The following is a 16,656-nucleotide window of genomic DNA, read 5'->3' on the forward strand; positions in this document are numbered from 1 at the left end:
TTACCTACTATGCCTATGCTACAAATCGGTAAAACCAATATCCCCTATACTGTCCGGGAAAGTTCTCGCGCCAAACATCAGCGTATCGTCGTCACGCCGGAAGCTGTAGAAGTGGTAGTTCCGCCCAACACGCCTGGAGAACAGATTACAGCCTTTCTTGACACCAAACGGCACTGGTTGTTCAATGCGGTAGAAGACTGTCGCATTGAACAAACCACCCCGCAACCTCAAAGCTATGTAAATGGGGCAAAAATACCTTATCGAGGTCGCCGTTTGCTGTTAAAAGTAGAAAATGCTGATGTGGATGAAGTGGTGATTACCTGCAAAAGCAGCTTCTACGTCCAGGTTCCGCGCTACTTAACCGAAACAGAACGCCATTGTGCAATTGTAGCTGCGTTTGAGAGATGGATGCGCGATCGGGCCGAGGAAAATGCCCGCAGCTTCGCCACCACCTACGCCCGGAAATTAAACATCAAACCCCCACCAGTGCGACTCGCTGACCAAAAACACACCTGGGGAACCTGCGGTAAAGATGGTATTATCCGCATTAATTGGCATTTAATTCAAGCCCCTAAAGCCGCAATGGAATATGTCATCGCCCACGAAGTCGTACACCTGCTACACCGACATCACGGCGATGCTTTTTGGGAAACTTTAAGTAGTGTAATGTCAGATTGGCAAGAACAAAAAACATTGCTGGAATCATGGGAACGCCGTGACTTTAAGAGGTAGGGCGATCGTTAATGCGATCGCACGCTGAGTTTCTATGTTGGAGAAGTCTAATGTATGGTAACGCTCATGTCAAAGCGAGTAACAAAGTCGCCATGAAAACACTTGTATTGGTTGACGCTATTAAAATGGAGCCACCAATCTAAGAGGATCGCGGTTTCTGTCGCTTCATTTCCCAAATTTGCTTCCAACCTCCAGTCGCCTGGGATTTAAAAGTAGGGATTTGAGATCCACGATTAAGGGCGTTAGTTCCTAACACCCACGACACTATTACTTTTGATGCTGCTACATCTCTGTCGTCAGTGTAGTTGCACTCCGAACACTGATGAATTCGTGAGGATAATTCTTTTTTGCGTTGATGACTGCACTCAGGACAAGTCTGAGAAGGTTTAACCTTTAAGGTCGGAACCTTAACCAAAAAACCACCCGCTTCGTCTGAAAAAGAAAAAAAGTAGCAGCCCAACGGAAGTCTTTTGAAAAGTCTTTGATGAGAGTTGAGGCTACCGTTGGGAAAAACTTAGGCTACTTTTTAATAGGTGAACCTGGTTCAGCCAAAACAACCGGGGGTTTGTATGTAGCGCAAAGCATTATCGAGCAAGAATTAACTGAAAAGGCTATAAATGATTTTAGCTCCTCAATAAACTTCTACCTCAGTTTGTTCCTTCTGATGCTGCTTTTTAACTTCTCTCACTGCTTGTCTACGTCTCAAATCAATCTCTAAAAAGTGCCGAACATCAGTATCAGTCAACTTGGCTCTCCCAATAGGTTGCCAATACCCATCTTTATTGACAGCCCTCATCTTAAGAGTAGAACTTTGGTTATCCATCAGTACCAATTGATCGTCTTCCCAATAAGCAGTGTGGTATTTACCTACCAATCGTGTTTGGTTGACTAGGCAAGCTGCAATAATCGGAGCGATCGTCCTCACCAAATTCTGTTGTGACAAACGCCGCTCCAAGCTTTTCAAAGTGTAACCTTTCCCCAGCTGATAACCAGCAAACCACATCCCATCTTTTTCAAACTTGATACCTCGCGAAGTAACCACAGTACTAACGCCAGCAGTGGAAAGGGTTTTACTAAAACTTGTCACTGAATTAGCTAATGTAATAGCAGAGTCGATCGCGTTTTGAAGTTGCGCTCGCACACTAGGATCGGAATGTATCTGGTTGGAATAGTGAGAATCATCCAATGAATGCTGTGACTGCCTAGTTCTTAGCACTTGTGCCGTTGTTAATTCTCTCCTTGGAGAATCTCTGCTATCAATAACCCCAGTCAACTTGTATTCTTCTCGCAGTTCTTGCAGCACTATTTCATATCGCTGCCAATCTTTCCAAGCTGATACTACCCGGCAGTCAGTTAAGCGTACTCGATTAATGATGACATGGTAATGAGGGCGCGGTTTCCCAACTGGTGTAATCGTATCATCGTGACGGGCGGCGACCCACTGACAATCCCCATACCCGCAACGGTTAACCATATCGTCAATTAAATCAAAAGCGCGATCGTCAGAAAGTCGATCGTCTGGGTGAGGAGAAAGTGACAGATGTAAGACAGGATAACGAACGCGATGATTGAGGCAAGAGATCGCTTCAAATTCCTGCTGCATCCCCAAGATACTCTGCTGTCCCAGGTTCCCGCCTACCAGTTGCGATCGTTCTTTGCTAAAGATGTAGCGTAACAATCCCCTGAAGTCAGCACCTTTAGTAGCTTTACCGATCATAATGCTTCTTCGGAGGGCGTTAAACCCAACAATTGGGATTGAACTTCCCGGACAACTTTTCGAGTATCTGCGGTAGTTCGCATTATCTCATCAAGAGATGGTAAGTTTTGTCCGTTACTTTTGGCAGCTTTCATCATAGCGAGCGCATGGGATAAGCTGAGTGCGATTTTAGTAAGTTGGTGGTAAGTGAGTCGGTTGATTTCTGGGATGGGCGTAGAAGAAGTTCGACGCTCAACACAGTGACGAATGTAAGCAGAGAGAGTCATGTTATGAGAGTCAGCTTTATGTTGCCATGTCAGTTTCTCCTCTTGGGTGAGCAGTAGTGCAATATATTCGGTACGTTTCTTTGCTTGCATGAGCGGGAACTAAATCTGCATAATTTCCGATCGTGCCGCCTAATTTGGGCCATCTTCTTCTATCAAGGGAGAGGAAAAAAATTTAAATATCGACTTAGCTTGCTGCTACCTTTGAAATACGCTTAACCTTACTCCGGTAACAATTGCTATCACTGACCAATCATAGCTTTTGACAGAGGTTTTTGCCCGAATATGGGCGGCATATTGGTGGAAGTTTGGCGGTAAGGGAACCACATATAAGGGCAGTAAAAGTGAAAAGCTGCCCCACCATAGTCCCTAAAATGCCCGAAATTCGGTTTTTATCCCCAAACTTTCCCCATTTTTTGTTGAGTAAATATGCCTAAAAAACTTGACTGGGTAGTTTGTGAACCTCGCTTGCGATACGCTCCCAATACACCAGAAGGAATTGCGCTCTCCTATGTTAAAAATCATCCTTCATTCAAATCAGCTAGAGACCTGCTCGCGCAAGCCATGGTCGCTTATTGGTTGCCGTTTGCTTTAGCCGCTTCTGGAGTAAAGGGTCAAGCATTGATAATGGCTTGCTTTGAAGCAATAGGAGAACTAGAAAAACAAATCAATCTGATTAAGCGGGTATTGTTGGATCACCAAACAGTTAACTGTAACGACAGCAATGCACCTCAAAAAGTTGTTTACCCCAAAATAGAAGAAACCTTTTCTTCCATAGATGCCAAGAGCGAAGATATGGCGATGGAAAATTCTGTGAAAGAAACTGCTGCGGTTGGTCCCAAAAAAGCCGCCGACTTGTTTTAATACAACTCTTTTTCTAAAGTTATGGAAGAAATGACAGTTAAAATTTGGGCTGACTTAGGTGGCAGCACGCTCAAAATTTTGGTCGAAATGCCCAATAAATCAACAGTACCAATCATCATGTCTTCACGAGTAATTGAATTAGATGATTGGTTGGTATCAAACCGGACTGTGGCCATGTTCGATATATCTCCCCAAGCTGATGCAATTGTTCGGTTTGGTAAAGGCTATTATGCCGTAGGTAAGCTGGCCGAACAGTATGCTAGCGATGTGACCAACTCTACGGAACTTAAACAGCCAAAGCAGAATACGGCTATTCCTAAACTGCTGGCAGTTGTGGGCATCATTAAGCAGAAATATGAGTTACCAACTCGCTTTGCAGTCGAGCTAACTTTATTGCTTCCCTTTCCCGAATATCAGTTTGTCAAAGATGGCGGTAATAATTTTCAGGCTGATTTGAAAAAGGCGCTCTCTTATTTCGAGTTTAGAGGAGAAAATTACGAAGTCAACCTAGCTAATTTTGGTTGCAAACCGGAAGGTTCTGGCTTGATTATGTTGAGATATCTGCAACAGCAGGATCGACAAGATTGGCTTCTTAATAGCAAAATTGCCGCCCTAATGTTGGGACATCGAAACACTAGCATCTTGCTATATGATTATGGAACACCCAGCGGCTATACCAACAACTTGGGCTTTTACCAAATAATTCAAACTGTAATTGATTCTAGTTTGGGACAAAGTGCTGCCGCTCTTACTGAGGCAATTTACAAAGCTAATGACGACATTTCACCAAATAACCCCCATATTCAAGCACTCGCTATGACCAAGGGAAAAAGTAAGCGAGCCGAACTTACTCGTTTGGTAAAAGCGATCGCTTCTGCCCAAAAAAATCGCTGGCAGCAGATCGCTAGTTGGGCTAAATTGCTAGTTGATGATGTGGATGAGTTAATTATCGGCGGTGGCACGGCATTATTATACCAGAAAGCCATCAGAGAAACTTTCCATTCAACCCGATTATTTTGGGCAGTAGCAACCGAAAAAGAACCAATACCTCAAATACCGCCTCAACCAATTGGGCCATCTGGTCACCGGGAAGAATGGGAGAACAAACTCCTCGCCGCTAAGCCTGGGCATGATGCTTTGAAAGCTAAAGAAGCGTTGGAGCAATATGAGGAACAATTGTTGTCGTATCAGCAACAGCAGGCTGATTACGAATTACAGCTTAAAGTTGTCCAAGCTGCACTCTCGAGGGAAAAACTCCCCCTTCTTCAGTTGCAGCACCAGTCGCAAGCAATTATAGAGGAAATCGCTCAAACCTTTTTCTCTCAAGAGGTGAAGAGTGATGAGAGACGTTTTCGGGTGACGCAGTTTGTGGATATTTACGGTGTGTGGAAAGCGATCGAGAATGCTTGATACAGCAACTGATTCAAAAGAGACGCTCTGCTAGGGGGGAGGCGGGGACGCTCCAGAAGGAAATCTGACAGGGATTGAAACCGTTTAAGCTAAACTGAACAAATCTACCTTTGTCCGCTCGCGCTCTCTCAGGGAAGGCTCTCACCTTCAATGGTGCAACGGCTGCACTCACTATCCCCTCTGCGGTAAACGCTTTGGGGAATACTTTTCGGATAATATTTAAGCTGCCATTTATGTCTGCATTAATCAACTTACCACTGGCATTACAACCAATCTGCTAGTTTGATGCAGGTAGTTATCAACGTACTGGTTGCGGGATTGCGTCAATCGATTGATTCGGTGAGAGTCTAGAGAGTTAGAATTCTAACCTAATCCAGCTGTCCCGACGCGAGAACGGTAGCCCGAAATTGCTAACCCCTAACCTACTCCTGAAACACAAATATACAAACAAATAAAAATTATACACAATTTAAAATATATCGACACGATTTGCCAAATACAAATATGAACGACTCACCCCCTGACCTAGAAGTGCAATTTTCTAGTTCCACTTACTCGTTGCGAGATTATCAGCTTCAATTAATGCAGCAAGTATTCCAGGAATGGTCACAGGGGTCTAGGCGTATACTACTAACCCTTCCCACTGGGGCTGGCAAAACAGTATTATTCGCCGCCGTAGCGCGAGAATTTACTAATTTTGGCTCAGGAGTATTGGTATTAGCCCATCGGGAAGAGTTAATCCTCCAAGCAGCTCAAAAGATGGAAGGGATGACAGGAGAGCCGGTGGGCATCATCAAAGCAGGTTATCCCACCACCCCAGAGCGGCCCATCCAGGTCGCTTCCGTCCAAACTCTAGTACGCCGTTCTCCCCAGTTCTGGCCTACCGCCGAATTGCTGATTGTAGATGAAGCACACCATAGCGTCAGCAAAAGCTATCAGCAGATTGCCCAGCACTACCAACACGCCTACATTCTTGGAGTTACCGCTACCCCTGCTCGGATTGACGGTCAAGGCTTTAAATTCCTTTACGATACCCTGGTAGTGGGGCCATCGGTGGCAGCTTTGATTCAAATAGGTTATCTCTCCACCTTCAAGTTGTTTGCTGCACCTAACGCGATTAAAGTTTCTGGTGTCAGAACTACGGGTGGGGATTACAATCAACGAGAATTGGCCGCCGCCATCGACACCAGTTTGGTGATGGGGGATTTAATCGATGCCTGGAACAAGTTTGCTTTTGGTAAAAAAACCGTAGTATTTGCCGTCGATATTAAACATTCAATCGCCATCGCACAAGCCTATCAAGAAGCAGGAATTCCCACTGAGCATCTTGATGGCAACACTTCTGAACAAGAGCGTCATCAAATACTAGAACGATTCCAAACTGGTCAAACCTTAATTCTTTGCAACTGCGGCATTGTCAGTGAAGGGGTGGACATCCCTTCCCTAGAAGCAGTGCAGTGTGTCCGTCCTACCAAATCCCTCATCCTTTGGCTGCAAATGGTCGGGCGCAGTTTGCGACCTCATCCCGACAAAGAACACGCCATCATCATCGACCATACGGAAAATTGGGGAGTTCATGGCGCTCCTGACTTTGAATGGTTGTGGAGTTTAGAGCCAATTTCTCTTTCCAGAGGCCGATGGCACGTCAGTTGTCCCGAATGCCATCATGTCTTTAAACCGCTCTCCCACGAACAAAAACCTTACCGAATTGAGTGGAGTCCCAGGCATGGTGAATTTCAAATCTGGTGTCTGTACACCTGCCCCAACTGCCTTCAAAAAATCGAAATGGAAAAATGGTCGGGGGGAGAGCCACCACCACCCCGAAGAGTCACAGAAGATAAAAAAGCTGAAATTAGAGAAATTCCGCTTGATTGTAATTGGGTTATTTTAGCTGACATCTGCTCCTTAGCTACTATCCAAAGACGGCGAAACTACAAAAGTGACTGGGTGCTACGCCGTTTGGTGGAAAAACATCCCTCAACTGGTATTCCGGAATTGAGAGAATGCGCCAATATTTTAGAATTTTCTTTAGACTGGGTGGTGGATTGTTGGTTCCAATTGCTCAAAAAGAATACTAATTCTTCTGTTACACCAACATATAAAGAGTCACCATTAGATAACGCTTTGGATGCACCTGTCGAGCGTGTAATTCTTCAGGCATCTCAAGTAGCAGAATTATTCAGAAAAGCTTCCAGATGGTCGGAAGCTGAGTCGATTGCTAAAACTTATTCTGCTCTCAAAGTAGCAGCTTGGGAACTGCTTTCACCAGCAGAACGAGCGCGAATCAAGTCACTTAAAGTTGCAGCATTGCGACAAACCGCGACACAAGAAAAAGCAAAAATCGCTTTTGACACTTTTCTGGGCGTAGGTGAAAAAGCCGTATCAACTGCCACTGGCGAAGAAGTGTTGGTTACAGGTTTATTTGAAAAGAACGGGATACCAATGGCTAATATTAAATACCTGAGCGATGGGATAGAAGGTACTTCACGTCTTGATTTTTTGCGGACGCACTCGTCAACAAATTAAATATAAGAATTTGTGGATGGGGTGCGCTCTTGCAACCCAACGATATAGAAGTTAGCGGCGTCCACAACCTCCTACCCCTCAAATCCCTACCCTTACTCAACAGTCGTTTGAGTCATCCCATCCACGCTTCGGGAAGTAAGAATCTTGCCTAAAAACGGTGTTTTTTACGCTGAGTTTGTTTATCCAAACTCTTAAAGAATCTCAGTGTATGACGACCTGAGAGTGTCAAATCAGGGCGGTTCTTCACCTAGAGCTTGGTAAAACGCACGTTCGGCTGCCGCTGCTAGAGCGCGTTTGGCATAACGCTTGAAGTTGGCTTCTGATTTGTGGCGAGTCAGAGTGCGAGCGTGCAAGCTATCCATTCCTTTGAGCAGTAGCTTGGTAGCATAGGTATGTCTTAAGCGATGGGGCGTCAGATTCCGAATACCTGCTTTTTCCCCCAATTCTTTAATCGTGTAATAAATCCCTTGATAGCCCAACCGCACGCCCGGTTTAATCGGGCTATGGGACAAAAACAGCGGTTTGCTTTTATGACAGCGTTCCCCTTTTTGTCGCCGCCACTCCAAATAAGCATCTAATTGGCAGCGAGCAGCCTTTGACAGGGGAACAGTGCCACTGCTATCATCCTTCCCTTTTCTTATTGTCAACCGCACGCCGTCATAATCCCCCACGTTCAAAGCTGCTACCTCTCCCGCTCTGAGTCCGTGTGCTAACACCGCCAGTAACCCCGTATCTCGCTGAAAAGTGCTAGACGGCATCTGTACAGCTTGCCATAAAGCCTCCACTTCCAACTCGCTCAAATCCATTGCTGGCGGTAAAGGTATTTTTTTGAGGGCTACCGCTTGGGTGGGGTTGTGGGAAATACTGTCTGGATAGGCTTTCCACAGCCATCCAAAGAAACTTTTGAGTGCCGAAAGTGCCCGATTGACTGAATTATCGGTTAAGGATGCTTCTAGATGGTTTTTGTACTGAACGATTTGCCTGGTGGTAATTTCGCTCCAAGGATTATTCGTCCACAACAGAAAGCGTTGGAGTTCCCGGCGGTAGGCTTTTTGGCTGTTGGGGGACAGACTCCGTGCTTTTAAAAATTCCTCTACTCTGGGCCAACGCAGGTCTATTGGTCTGCTATCTGATATTGGCTGAGTGGTCAGAGCAATTGAGTCGGCTTGAGGCGACATTATCGGGTCACCAACGAGCGATCGCTTAGAATGTTTTATTTTCCCACTAATTGTCCCGATTGGGCCAGACGTGCGGGTAAAATAAGGTAACATTATCTTACCTAAAATAGGCAAAACCGATAGTATCAAAAGGGTTTTATTTTTTCGCTAAGGTTGAGATTTTTCACTCTTGGAAGCAAGTTCTGCCAGATGATAAGCTATCTGCTGTTCTATGGCCTCTTTAACTCGTCGCTCAACAGATGCTTCTAAAAGCTTTAATCTTTCATCTATACTGCCTATACGTTCATCTATGTTATTAGCTGTCTGGTTTAAAGGAAATATGGATCTTCGAGTAGGCGCTGTATCTAGACATTCCTCTATATACTCAACCAGTAAAGCAGAAGCATTACTACCACTACGTTTTGCCCATTGCTGAAATGCCTGCCATTTCGAGGCATCTATACGAAAAGTTGCTAATTTCTTGTTGGTCATTGTCTATGTTTCTGTAACCTTGTTGTATTGAAATTAATATAGACATTTTAGCAAAATATATATATTAACTAGATAAAGTATAATATATATACAATGTATAGACTAAAATAGAATCAAAAACTGTGTCGGTTCGCAGATAAGTTGAAAAAGTCTCACATAAGTTGAAAAAGTGTTGCAGATAAGTTGAAAAAGAGTAGAAGTGAGCTAGGCTAATAATATTGAGCTATGGCAAGGGCTAGTAGAGCCGTAGCAGTAGGGGTAAGAAAATTCAGCAATACAGGATGCCGAAGAGTCATCGGCAAATTCCTCAGTCTGAAAATGAACACCACCATCTGGTGGGAATCTCAAATTGAGCGGGATTACATCTATTGGCTGGAGATAGATCCTGATTACCAGAAGTAATTGTAGTAGATAATGGTCAAGAATTTTTAAGTACGCACCTAGAAGATGCCTGTTTACAGTTAGGGATAAGCCTGCAATATTATCCGCCGAAAATGCCTTGGTATAAGAGTGCGATAGAAAGATATTTTGGGGCTTTAAATAGTCAACTACTTTCTGATGAACCCGGCAAAAGCTTCTCCAACTTCCTCAAGTCCGATGATTACGACCCCAGGCAGAATGCAGTCATTTCGTTTGAGGGACTACAGGAAATGTTGCATATTTTTATCGTTGATATTTATAACCAAAGTCAGCATCCCGAACTGAAATCGCCTCGGTCGGTAGTTTGGTCTACTGGGGTAGCTTGTTTTCCGCTAGCTTTACCGCCATCCCATCTGGAACTAAAAGTTTTAATTGGTCATGTTACTACTCGCAAAATCACCAGAAGGGGGATAGAGTTTGAAGGTTTACTATACAACAGTAGCGAACTGGTGCGACTACGTGTTCAAACAGCGAAATCTGCTAAAACAACAGTCAAATATGACCCAACGGATTTATCTCGCATTTATGTTTTTGATGAGTCAACCCATCAATTTTTAGAAGTACCAGCACTCAATCAAGATTACACTAAAGGACTCAGCTTGTGGCAGCATCGAGTAGTTAAAAAACGATTGACTCATTTTGTGAAAGAGATTTTTGTGTAAGTATAATAAATATTGGCTAAGATTATGTTAGCTTAAAAAGTTAAATTTTGAAATAAAAACCGGGCATTGTATGTTATGATTTTAGAAGAGTATGGCTAGTTGGTTCATTGTAGCAAATAGTTTAGGGCTACCCGAATAAAAATGGGATTATTAGCAGGAAGAGGCTAGGCTATGGAGTTATCTGCTACCACCACAATAGACGGCGACCGCATTCAAGAGTACGCCAAGAAGCTACGCAGTGAAGGAACACTCGAATACTGGACTTTATCCAAACTAGCAAGGAACCTCAACAATGAGTTCAATAAGCTTAAGGGACAAAACAGAGGTAAACTTAAGCAACGGGATCTGAACATTACCCCTGAATTAATTGCCCATCTTCAACAAAAATTTAGTGAATATTTTAATCAGCAGTTTTGGCTAGAAAAAGCTGAGTTCATTCTTCAGGGATTGAAGCAATGGAAGGCCAAAGGTATCATTCTGACAAAACCGGAGATTTCCTTGACACTTTCGGCAGATTTAAACAAAGACGAGACAACTGTAGAACTGTCTTTAAAAGAATTATGTGCCGCTGAATCTGCTAGCGAGTTGCTCGCCTCAATCATTGCCCAACAATCCTTAAGAGATGAACTCTTAAAGCTGCTAAAAGTAGCCACAAAACCAATCCTGGTAACGGAACCCCGACTGTTTATCAATAGCTCTATAACTTCCATTCCCACCCCGGCCATCTTAGCTTCTGGCCTACAAGCTCAACTCAGAAAAGATTTATGGTTTGAATCAAATGGACTGGCGGTTTTTCAGCATAAGTGCCAAGCGCAATCTGACAACTATATAGAGCATTACATCAGTAATCCTGGAGATATTGAGTTACTGCCTTGGGAAGCAGCTGAACAAATCATTAATAAATTTGGCTTCACTTCAGCCAAGCTGCATCTGATTTATGCGGCGCATACAATGAAACAGGTTAACCCGTGGGAAAGTGATTTTACCCTAAAAGCAACTAACATTATTAAGGAATTGGGATGGGACAAAAGAACAGATTTGTCTCAATCACACAAATTGAATGAAATTGCTAAAGCTGCTTTTGCTTTATCCTGCTTTGTCTCACGCGCTTTCTGGATTGAAGGCAGAACCAAGAACAAAGTAAATGTTAGCTATCCAACCGGAAGAACGTGGGATTCGGTAATAGAACCGTGTGGAACAGCCGATATTTTTACACGGAAAATAGAACAGCCTTATGAAGTATTTATTACTGTCAGACCGGGGCTTTGGACTAAACATTTCCTCAATCGGGCTGGAGCTAAAGCTAAGCAAGCTCTTTATCAATTTGGCTACCTAGCCCAAAAAGTGCTGCAAATTGACCCTTATCATGATGAATTAGCACTAAGGTTGGCACTACATCTCACGATGGAAAGTCGCTTCCATCAAAGTGGGCGATATGAAGTAAAAACTCTGCTCAAGATGGCGTTACCAGAGACTGAATTAGAGACAGCCCGTAGCGATAAGCGTAAAGCCTATGAACTTAAACAGCGCTGGGATAATGCTTTGAAGCTTTTAATCAGTTTGGATTGGCAGATTCAATACGATTTGGAAAGCTACTCAGCATGGCTTCAGCCAGGGAATCAGGATAAAAAGCGGATGCCCAAGGGATATATAGACAAGCTGCTAGCTGCAAAAATTACGATTCTTCAACCGACTCCAATTCCTGACTTGATAGCGATAAAAGCTGAACCCCAAGCCCCTACGTCGCTGTTGTCCAAGCAAACGCCAATTACAGTTGAGCAGTTGAGAAAAGTGCGGGAAGCTAAGGGCTGGAGCCAAGCCAAGTTAGCTGGGTGGCTCGGAGTATCACGCTCGTTAATAGCTTTGATTGAAAGAGGACAGCGCCCGGTTTCCCCAGCGCTTGAGACAAAATTTCGGGAACTGCTGGACATTTAGCAATCAATCACTGCTTTCTTTTAACCAGCTGTTACAAAGCTGGATTTTTTGTTATGGCGGTGATTACAGCCGTGTAACAACCAAATTAACCGAAAAAATAGACCTCAAACCCTTACTGGATAAAAATTTGAGCGATGTTACAAAATCTCTAGGATCGCCCGACTATTTCTCTAGGATCGCCCGACTATCAATTTTTGTAATCCTTACTACACATAGCTTTCAGGCTCTTAGTACCAAACAGAGTAATTAGATCCGTTTCCCAGCAGTCCTGAGCGAAAAGTGAGAAAAAGGGATGTTCCCCACGCAAGGAATAGCCCGATGAAGAATTCGCGCGACAGCAGAGCAATTCATTGGGGTGAGCTATGGTAACGCCACAGTCCCCCCGCAATGAATGGCTCAACAGCAGCGTAGACCCCCAAATCTTCGCCCTCAACGTCCGCGTCCTCTGTGAGGACGCCCCCTACGCCTACCTCCTCTACGAAATTGACGCCGCCTCCGGCCGAGTCCACCCCGACGCCCAGTGGCTGTGGGCCAGAAAAAAATACAGCCACATCGAAGCTGGCGGCTGGTGGTGTAGTGGACTCGACCCCCTCGACAACTGGCAACCCATGCTGTGGGGCTGCTTCAAACCCAACCAGCCACGCCAAACCTTTGACCCCAAAGGCCAGCTCAAACCCATCAAATACGAGCATCCGCCCAAAACCCCCACCAGAGCCTTCTTCCTGCAAGTCCCAGACCGCATCTGGTCGAAAATCTCCCAACGCTACAGCGTCCCCATCACCGAACAAGACAAACAACACGGCTTCTGGCAATGGGTGTGGGCCAAAAACATTCCCATTATCATCGTCGAAGGCGCTAAAAAAGCAGGCTGTCTGCTAACCTTGGGCTACGTCGCCATAGCCATCCCCGGCGTTACAATGGGCGTCAGAACTAAGAACTCCTCAGGGCAGAAATGCAACCCCTATCTCATCCCAGAACTGCAACACTTCGCCACACTAGGACGGGAAATCTACATCAGCTTCGACCGTGACACCAAACGCCAAACCATCCAGAACGTCAACCGGGAAATTGACAAGCTGGGCCAGTGCTTCAATGCCGCCAAATGTCAGGTGAAAGTCATCAGCCTGCCTGGGCCTGAAAAAGGCGTCGATGATTTCGTAGTAGCCCGTGAAAGAGGCTCCGGAGCAGGGGAGCAGAGGAGCAGAGGAGCAGAGGAGCAGGGGGGCAGGGGAGAAAATACCATTAATTTTTACCCATCATCCCCATCTGGGGAGGATGGGGATGAAGATGCTTTCAGTGACCTCCCTTCTGCCAGAAACTTTACGTTCCAATCGAACCAGAGAGATATCCCATCTGGGGAGGAAGATGCTTTCAGTGACCTCCCTTCTGCCAGGAACTTTACGTTCCAATCGAACCAGAGAGATATCCCATCCGGGGGTGAGAATGCTTTCAGTGACCTCTACCAGGCCGCACAAGCCTTCTCATTTTGGCAAACTAGGGAATCTTGGAGACTAACTTATCCAGTCGCTTTAAAACTCTTCCAGCGCTATCTGGGAGAAATCCCTTATCCCGAATCCGGGTTAGTAGGCATCAAATCCCCCAAAGGTACTGGCAAAACCCAAGGTTTGATTGAGCTTGTCTCAGATGCCCTTGACACAGGCTCCCGTCGCGTGTTGATAATTACGCACAGGATTCAACTGGGCAGGGCAATCTGCGCTGCCTTGGGAGTCAACTACATCGACGAAACCAGAGACTCGCCTGAAGGTAAACTGTTCGGATACGGCCTTTGCATCGATAGCCTGCATCCCCGATCTCAAGCCCAATTCAATCCAGAAAACTGGGAGGGAGCGATCGTCATCATCGATGAGTGCGAACAAGTCCTCTGGCACGCCCTGAACTCTAGCACCTGCTACGAGAACCGGGTCGCTATCTTGCAAACTTTCCAAAAACTGATCCACAATGTCTTGACCACCGGTGGCTTAGTCGTTGCCCAAGATGCCGACTTATCCGACAAATCGATCGACTACTTGAAAGCGATCTCGGGTATTCAGATCGAGCCTTGGATTGCAGTCAACGAGTGGAAACCAACCAAGGGACGGGACGTCACTTTCTTCGCCACCAGCGACCCCGCACCGCTGTTTGCCCAGATGGAGAGAATTTTATCTCTTGAGGTCACTTGTTGCGATATCGACAGCCGCGCCGAATGTTGTCCCATCCAGCGACATAGCAGCCCCATCATGGTGGTGGAAGATTCCCAAAAAGTCAAGGGAAAATGGTCTTGTACCAACTTGGAAATCCAACTGAAAAAACGATTTCCTGTCTTACGAATTCTCAGGATTGATAGCGAGTCAGTAGCCAACCCCAACCATCCAGCTTATGGCTGCGTGGAGAAAATTAATACCATCATCCCAAACTACGACATTATCATTGCCAGTCCTACTATTGGCACCGGAGTTAGTATTAACATTCGGGGTAATTTTGTGGCGGTTTTCGGTATTTTTAAAGGAGCAATACCGGTTAATGATGCTTTGCAAGGTTTGGCGCGTGTGCGAGATGAAAATGTGCCTTGGTTTGTTTGGACTAAACAATTTGGCTTGGGTAAAATTGGCAACGGTAGCGCGAGTTATCGAGCGATTCTCAAATCTCAACAGAAAGTCATCAAAACTAATCTGTCTTTGTTGCAAGATGTAGACTTTGATATTGATTCTGCTTATGACCCGATTCACTTGCGAACTTGGGCAAAGATGGGGGCGAGAATTAATGCCGGAATGTGGGATTATCGAAAGATTATTTGGGAGCTTTTGAAAGCTGAAGGTCATCAAGTGCATCTGTGTCGCGAGAATGAATTGCAGCAACAGATTAGTTTTTTGCAAACGCTAGAAATAGCGGCTCACAATGCCGATGATTACGAACAAAAGGAGGAATTATCCGAACAAATCGTCAAACTAAAAGAAGAGTTAGACCAACTAGAAACAGAAGCGACTTGTCTTAGTGAAGAAGCCAAAGTTATCAGACAAGAAAACCGGATGACTTCGGCAGAAGCTGTTACAGTTGTCGAGCGGATTAACAAGTCTAAATACCTTTTGTTGAAAGACAAACGTTCTAAAACTCAGTTGGAACTAAATGCTGTTCGCAAATATCAACTGGAGGAAACTTATGGTGTGACCGTTACTCCGGAATTGGTATTAAAGGACGAAGACGGCTGGCTGTCTAAAATCCGCCTCCATTATTACCTGACTCATGATTCTGAATTTGTCAAGAATAGGGATAAAAATCACTTAACAGGACATCGGGAAAGGGGTAATGGAAAAGTTTGTCCGCAGGACTTGCGATTTATTACGGCTACTGTAGAAGCGCTTAAGAAATTGGGAATAACTTATTTTTTCACACCTGAAGTTGAGTTTAGAGGAATTGACTCAGAGGTGATAGAGTTTAGCAATCTCGTTAAGCAGTACAGTCAGGATGTGAAGGACTTTTTGGGGATAAATATCAATCCCAATGCTCCGCCAATGGAGGTGGTGCAGTATATCCTGGGTGTAAAGTTAGGGTTTACTCTCAAACGCATTGGTTTTGAACGGATAGAGGAACGTGACGCTTCTCTTAGAAGGAAGCGGGTGAGGGTTTATCAGTTCCAATTCCCTGATGATGGTAGAGAGGCGATTTTTTCGGCTTGGTACCAGCGGGATGTTGAAGCTGTGGAAAGGGTAGCTGAGGCGGCGAGTGTACGGGGTGGATCGGGGTCGGATAAATATATAGGGATATCAGGGGGTCTGTCTCCTTTGAGTGATGACCCTGCTGTTAGTGGATCGGGGTCTGATAAATATATAGGGATATCAGGGGGTGTACCACAAGATACTGTTGACCCTGTTGTAAGTGGATCGGGGTCTGATCATTCTATAGGGATATCAGGGGGTGTACCACAAGATACTGTTGACCCTGTTGTAAGTGGATCGGGGTCTGATCATTCTATAGGGATATCAGGGGGTGTGTCTCCTTTGAGTGATGACCCTGCTGTTAGTGGATCGGGGTCGGATAATTTTATAGGGATATCAGGGGGTGTACCACAAGATACTGTTGACCCTGCTATTGGTGGATCGGGGTCGGATACATATATAAGTATCTCAGGGGGTGTACCACAGTCGAGCGATCTCCCAGCTCTTGAGGCCCAAGTGCAGAATGTGGAAAATGAACCATTGGAAGCGATGCTACCAACAGAAGGACAGGGGGAATCGGAAGATATCGCTGCCCCAACTGCCCCCGAAACAGCACCCGAATGGCTGAAAGTTGGCTCAGTGGTGAGGTTCTGTAGTGAGGTTGAGAAATATGTCGTTAAAGCTGTCTCATCAGGTACTCAGGTGATGGTGCGATCGCTCTTGTCTGGACTATTTACCCATACTTACGCACATCGCTTGCAACTGGCTGATGAGGGAACGGGATGATGAGTGGCGATGCCGCGTCTTTATCTCACTGAAACTGGG

Annotated in this window: 14 protein-coding genes; 9 read left to right on the plus strand and 5 right to left on the minus strand. The window is 45.2% G+C overall.

All coding sequences use genetic code 11. The annotated features are described in order from the left end of the window. The first annotated feature begins 9 nt into the window (after positions 1 to 9). Entirely contained in the window at positions 10 to 732 is a 723-nt protein-coding gene (locus H6G03_RS12410) for a M48 family metallopeptidase (RefSeq protein WP_190464685.1), read from the plus strand. A gap of 139 nt (positions 733 to 871) precedes the next feature. On the opposite strand, the gene H6G03_RS39265 is transcribed toward H6G03_RS12410, so the two are convergent. From H6G03_RS39265 to H6G03_RS12425, 3 genes are all read right to left on the minus strand, one after another. Continuing rightward, positions 872 to 1,192: a zinc ribbon domain-containing protein gene (locus tag H6G03_RS39265; protein WP_322111899.1), complete on the minus strand. Its 321-nt coding sequence runs from the start codon at positions 1,190 to 1,192 to the stop codon at positions 872 to 874. Between the two features lie 171 nt (positions 1,193 to 1,363). Then, the gene (locus tag H6G03_RS12420; RefSeq protein WP_190464687.1) at positions 1,364 to 2,449 is read right to left on the minus strand and encodes a relaxase/mobilization nuclease domain-containing protein; all 1,086 of its coding nucleotides are present in this window, start codon (positions 2,447 to 2,449) and stop codon (positions 1,364 to 1,366) included. After that, positions 2,446 to 2,805, minus strand: a complete 360-nt coding sequence (locus tag H6G03_RS12425) for a plasmid mobilization protein (RefSeq protein ID WP_190464688.1) — start codon at positions 2,803 to 2,805, stop codon at positions 2,446 to 2,448. Before H6G03_RS12425 ends, H6G03_RS12420 begins: the two co-directional genes overlap by 4 nt. A 336-nt stretch (positions 2,806 to 3,141) precedes the next feature. Here H6G03_RS12425 and H6G03_RS12430 point away from each other — a divergent pair, with 336 nt between their 5' ends. From H6G03_RS12430 to H6G03_RS38780, 4 genes are all read left to right on the plus strand, one after another. Further along, positions 3,142 to 3,576: a hypothetical protein gene (locus H6G03_RS12430; protein ID WP_190464689.1), complete on the plus strand. Its 435-nt coding sequence runs from the start codon at positions 3,142 to 3,144 to the stop codon at positions 3,574 to 3,576. Positions 3,577 to 3,597: 21 nt separating this feature from the next. Further along, entirely contained in the window at positions 3,598 to 4,986 is a 1,389-nt protein-coding gene (locus tag H6G03_RS12435) for a ParM/StbA family protein (protein ID WP_190464690.1), read from the plus strand. A 504-nt stretch (positions 4,987 to 5,490) separates the two neighbouring features. Further along, positions 5,491 to 7,512 carry a DEAD/DEAH box helicase gene (locus H6G03_RS12440; protein ID WP_190464691.1) on the plus strand — a complete coding sequence of 674 codons (2,022 nt, stop codon included), beginning with the start codon at positions 5,491 to 5,493 and terminating at the stop codon, positions 7,510 to 7,512. A 29-nt stretch (positions 7,513 to 7,541) separates the two neighbouring features. Continuing rightward, positions 7,542 to 7,664: a hypothetical protein gene (locus tag H6G03_RS38780; protein ID WP_255512217.1), complete on the plus strand. Its 123-nt coding sequence runs from the start codon at positions 7,542 to 7,544 to the stop codon at positions 7,662 to 7,664. Positions 7,665 to 7,742: 78 nt separating this feature from the next. Here H6G03_RS38780 and H6G03_RS12445 read toward each other — a convergent pair whose 3' ends face one another. Further along, positions 7,743 to 8,783, minus strand: a complete 1,041-nt coding sequence (locus H6G03_RS12445) for a tyrosine-type recombinase/integrase (protein WP_242056746.1) — start codon at positions 8,781 to 8,783, stop codon at positions 7,743 to 7,745. Positions 8,784 to 8,837: 54 nt separating this feature from the next. Continuing rightward, on the minus strand, positions 8,838 to 9,161 hold the full coding sequence (locus tag H6G03_RS12450) for a hypothetical protein (protein ID WP_190464692.1): 324 nt from the start codon (positions 9,159 to 9,161) through the stop codon (positions 8,838 to 8,840). 225 nt (positions 9,162 to 9,386) lie between these two features. Here H6G03_RS12450 and H6G03_RS12455 point away from each other — a divergent pair, with 225 nt between their 5' ends. The 4 genes from H6G03_RS12455 to H6G03_RS37965 all read left to right on the plus strand — a co-directional run bounded on the left by H6G03_RS12455 (position 9,387) and on the right by H6G03_RS37965 (position 16,617). Then, positions 9,387 to 9,563, plus strand: coding sequence for a hypothetical protein (locus tag H6G03_RS12455; protein WP_190464713.1), 177 nt, complete (start codon positions 9,387 to 9,389; stop codon positions 9,561 to 9,563). 92 nt (positions 9,564 to 9,655) lie between these two features. Further along, positions 9,656 to 10,243, plus strand: a complete 588-nt coding sequence (locus tag H6G03_RS12460; RefSeq protein WP_242056747.1) for a Mu transposase C-terminal domain-containing protein — start codon at positions 9,656 to 9,658, stop codon at positions 10,241 to 10,243. Positions 10,244 to 10,414: 171 nt separating this feature from the next. After that, a complete protein-coding gene (locus H6G03_RS12465; RefSeq protein ID WP_190464693.1) occupies positions 10,415 to 12,178 on the plus strand; it encodes a helix-turn-helix domain-containing protein in 1,764 nt (587 codons plus the stop codon). A gap of 362 nt (positions 12,179 to 12,540) precedes the next feature. Then, entirely contained in the window at positions 12,541 to 16,617 is a 4,077-nt protein-coding gene (locus H6G03_RS37965) for a plasmid replication protein, CyRepA1 family (RefSeq protein WP_242060388.1), read from the plus strand. Positions 16,618 to 16,656 lie beyond the last annotated feature (39 nt).

It is taken from the genome of Aerosakkonema funiforme FACHB-1375 (genome assembly GCF_014696265.1).
Taxonomy (GTDB): domain Bacteria; phylum Cyanobacteriota; class Cyanobacteriia; order Cyanobacteriales; family Aerosakkonemataceae; genus Aerosakkonema; species Aerosakkonema funiforme_A.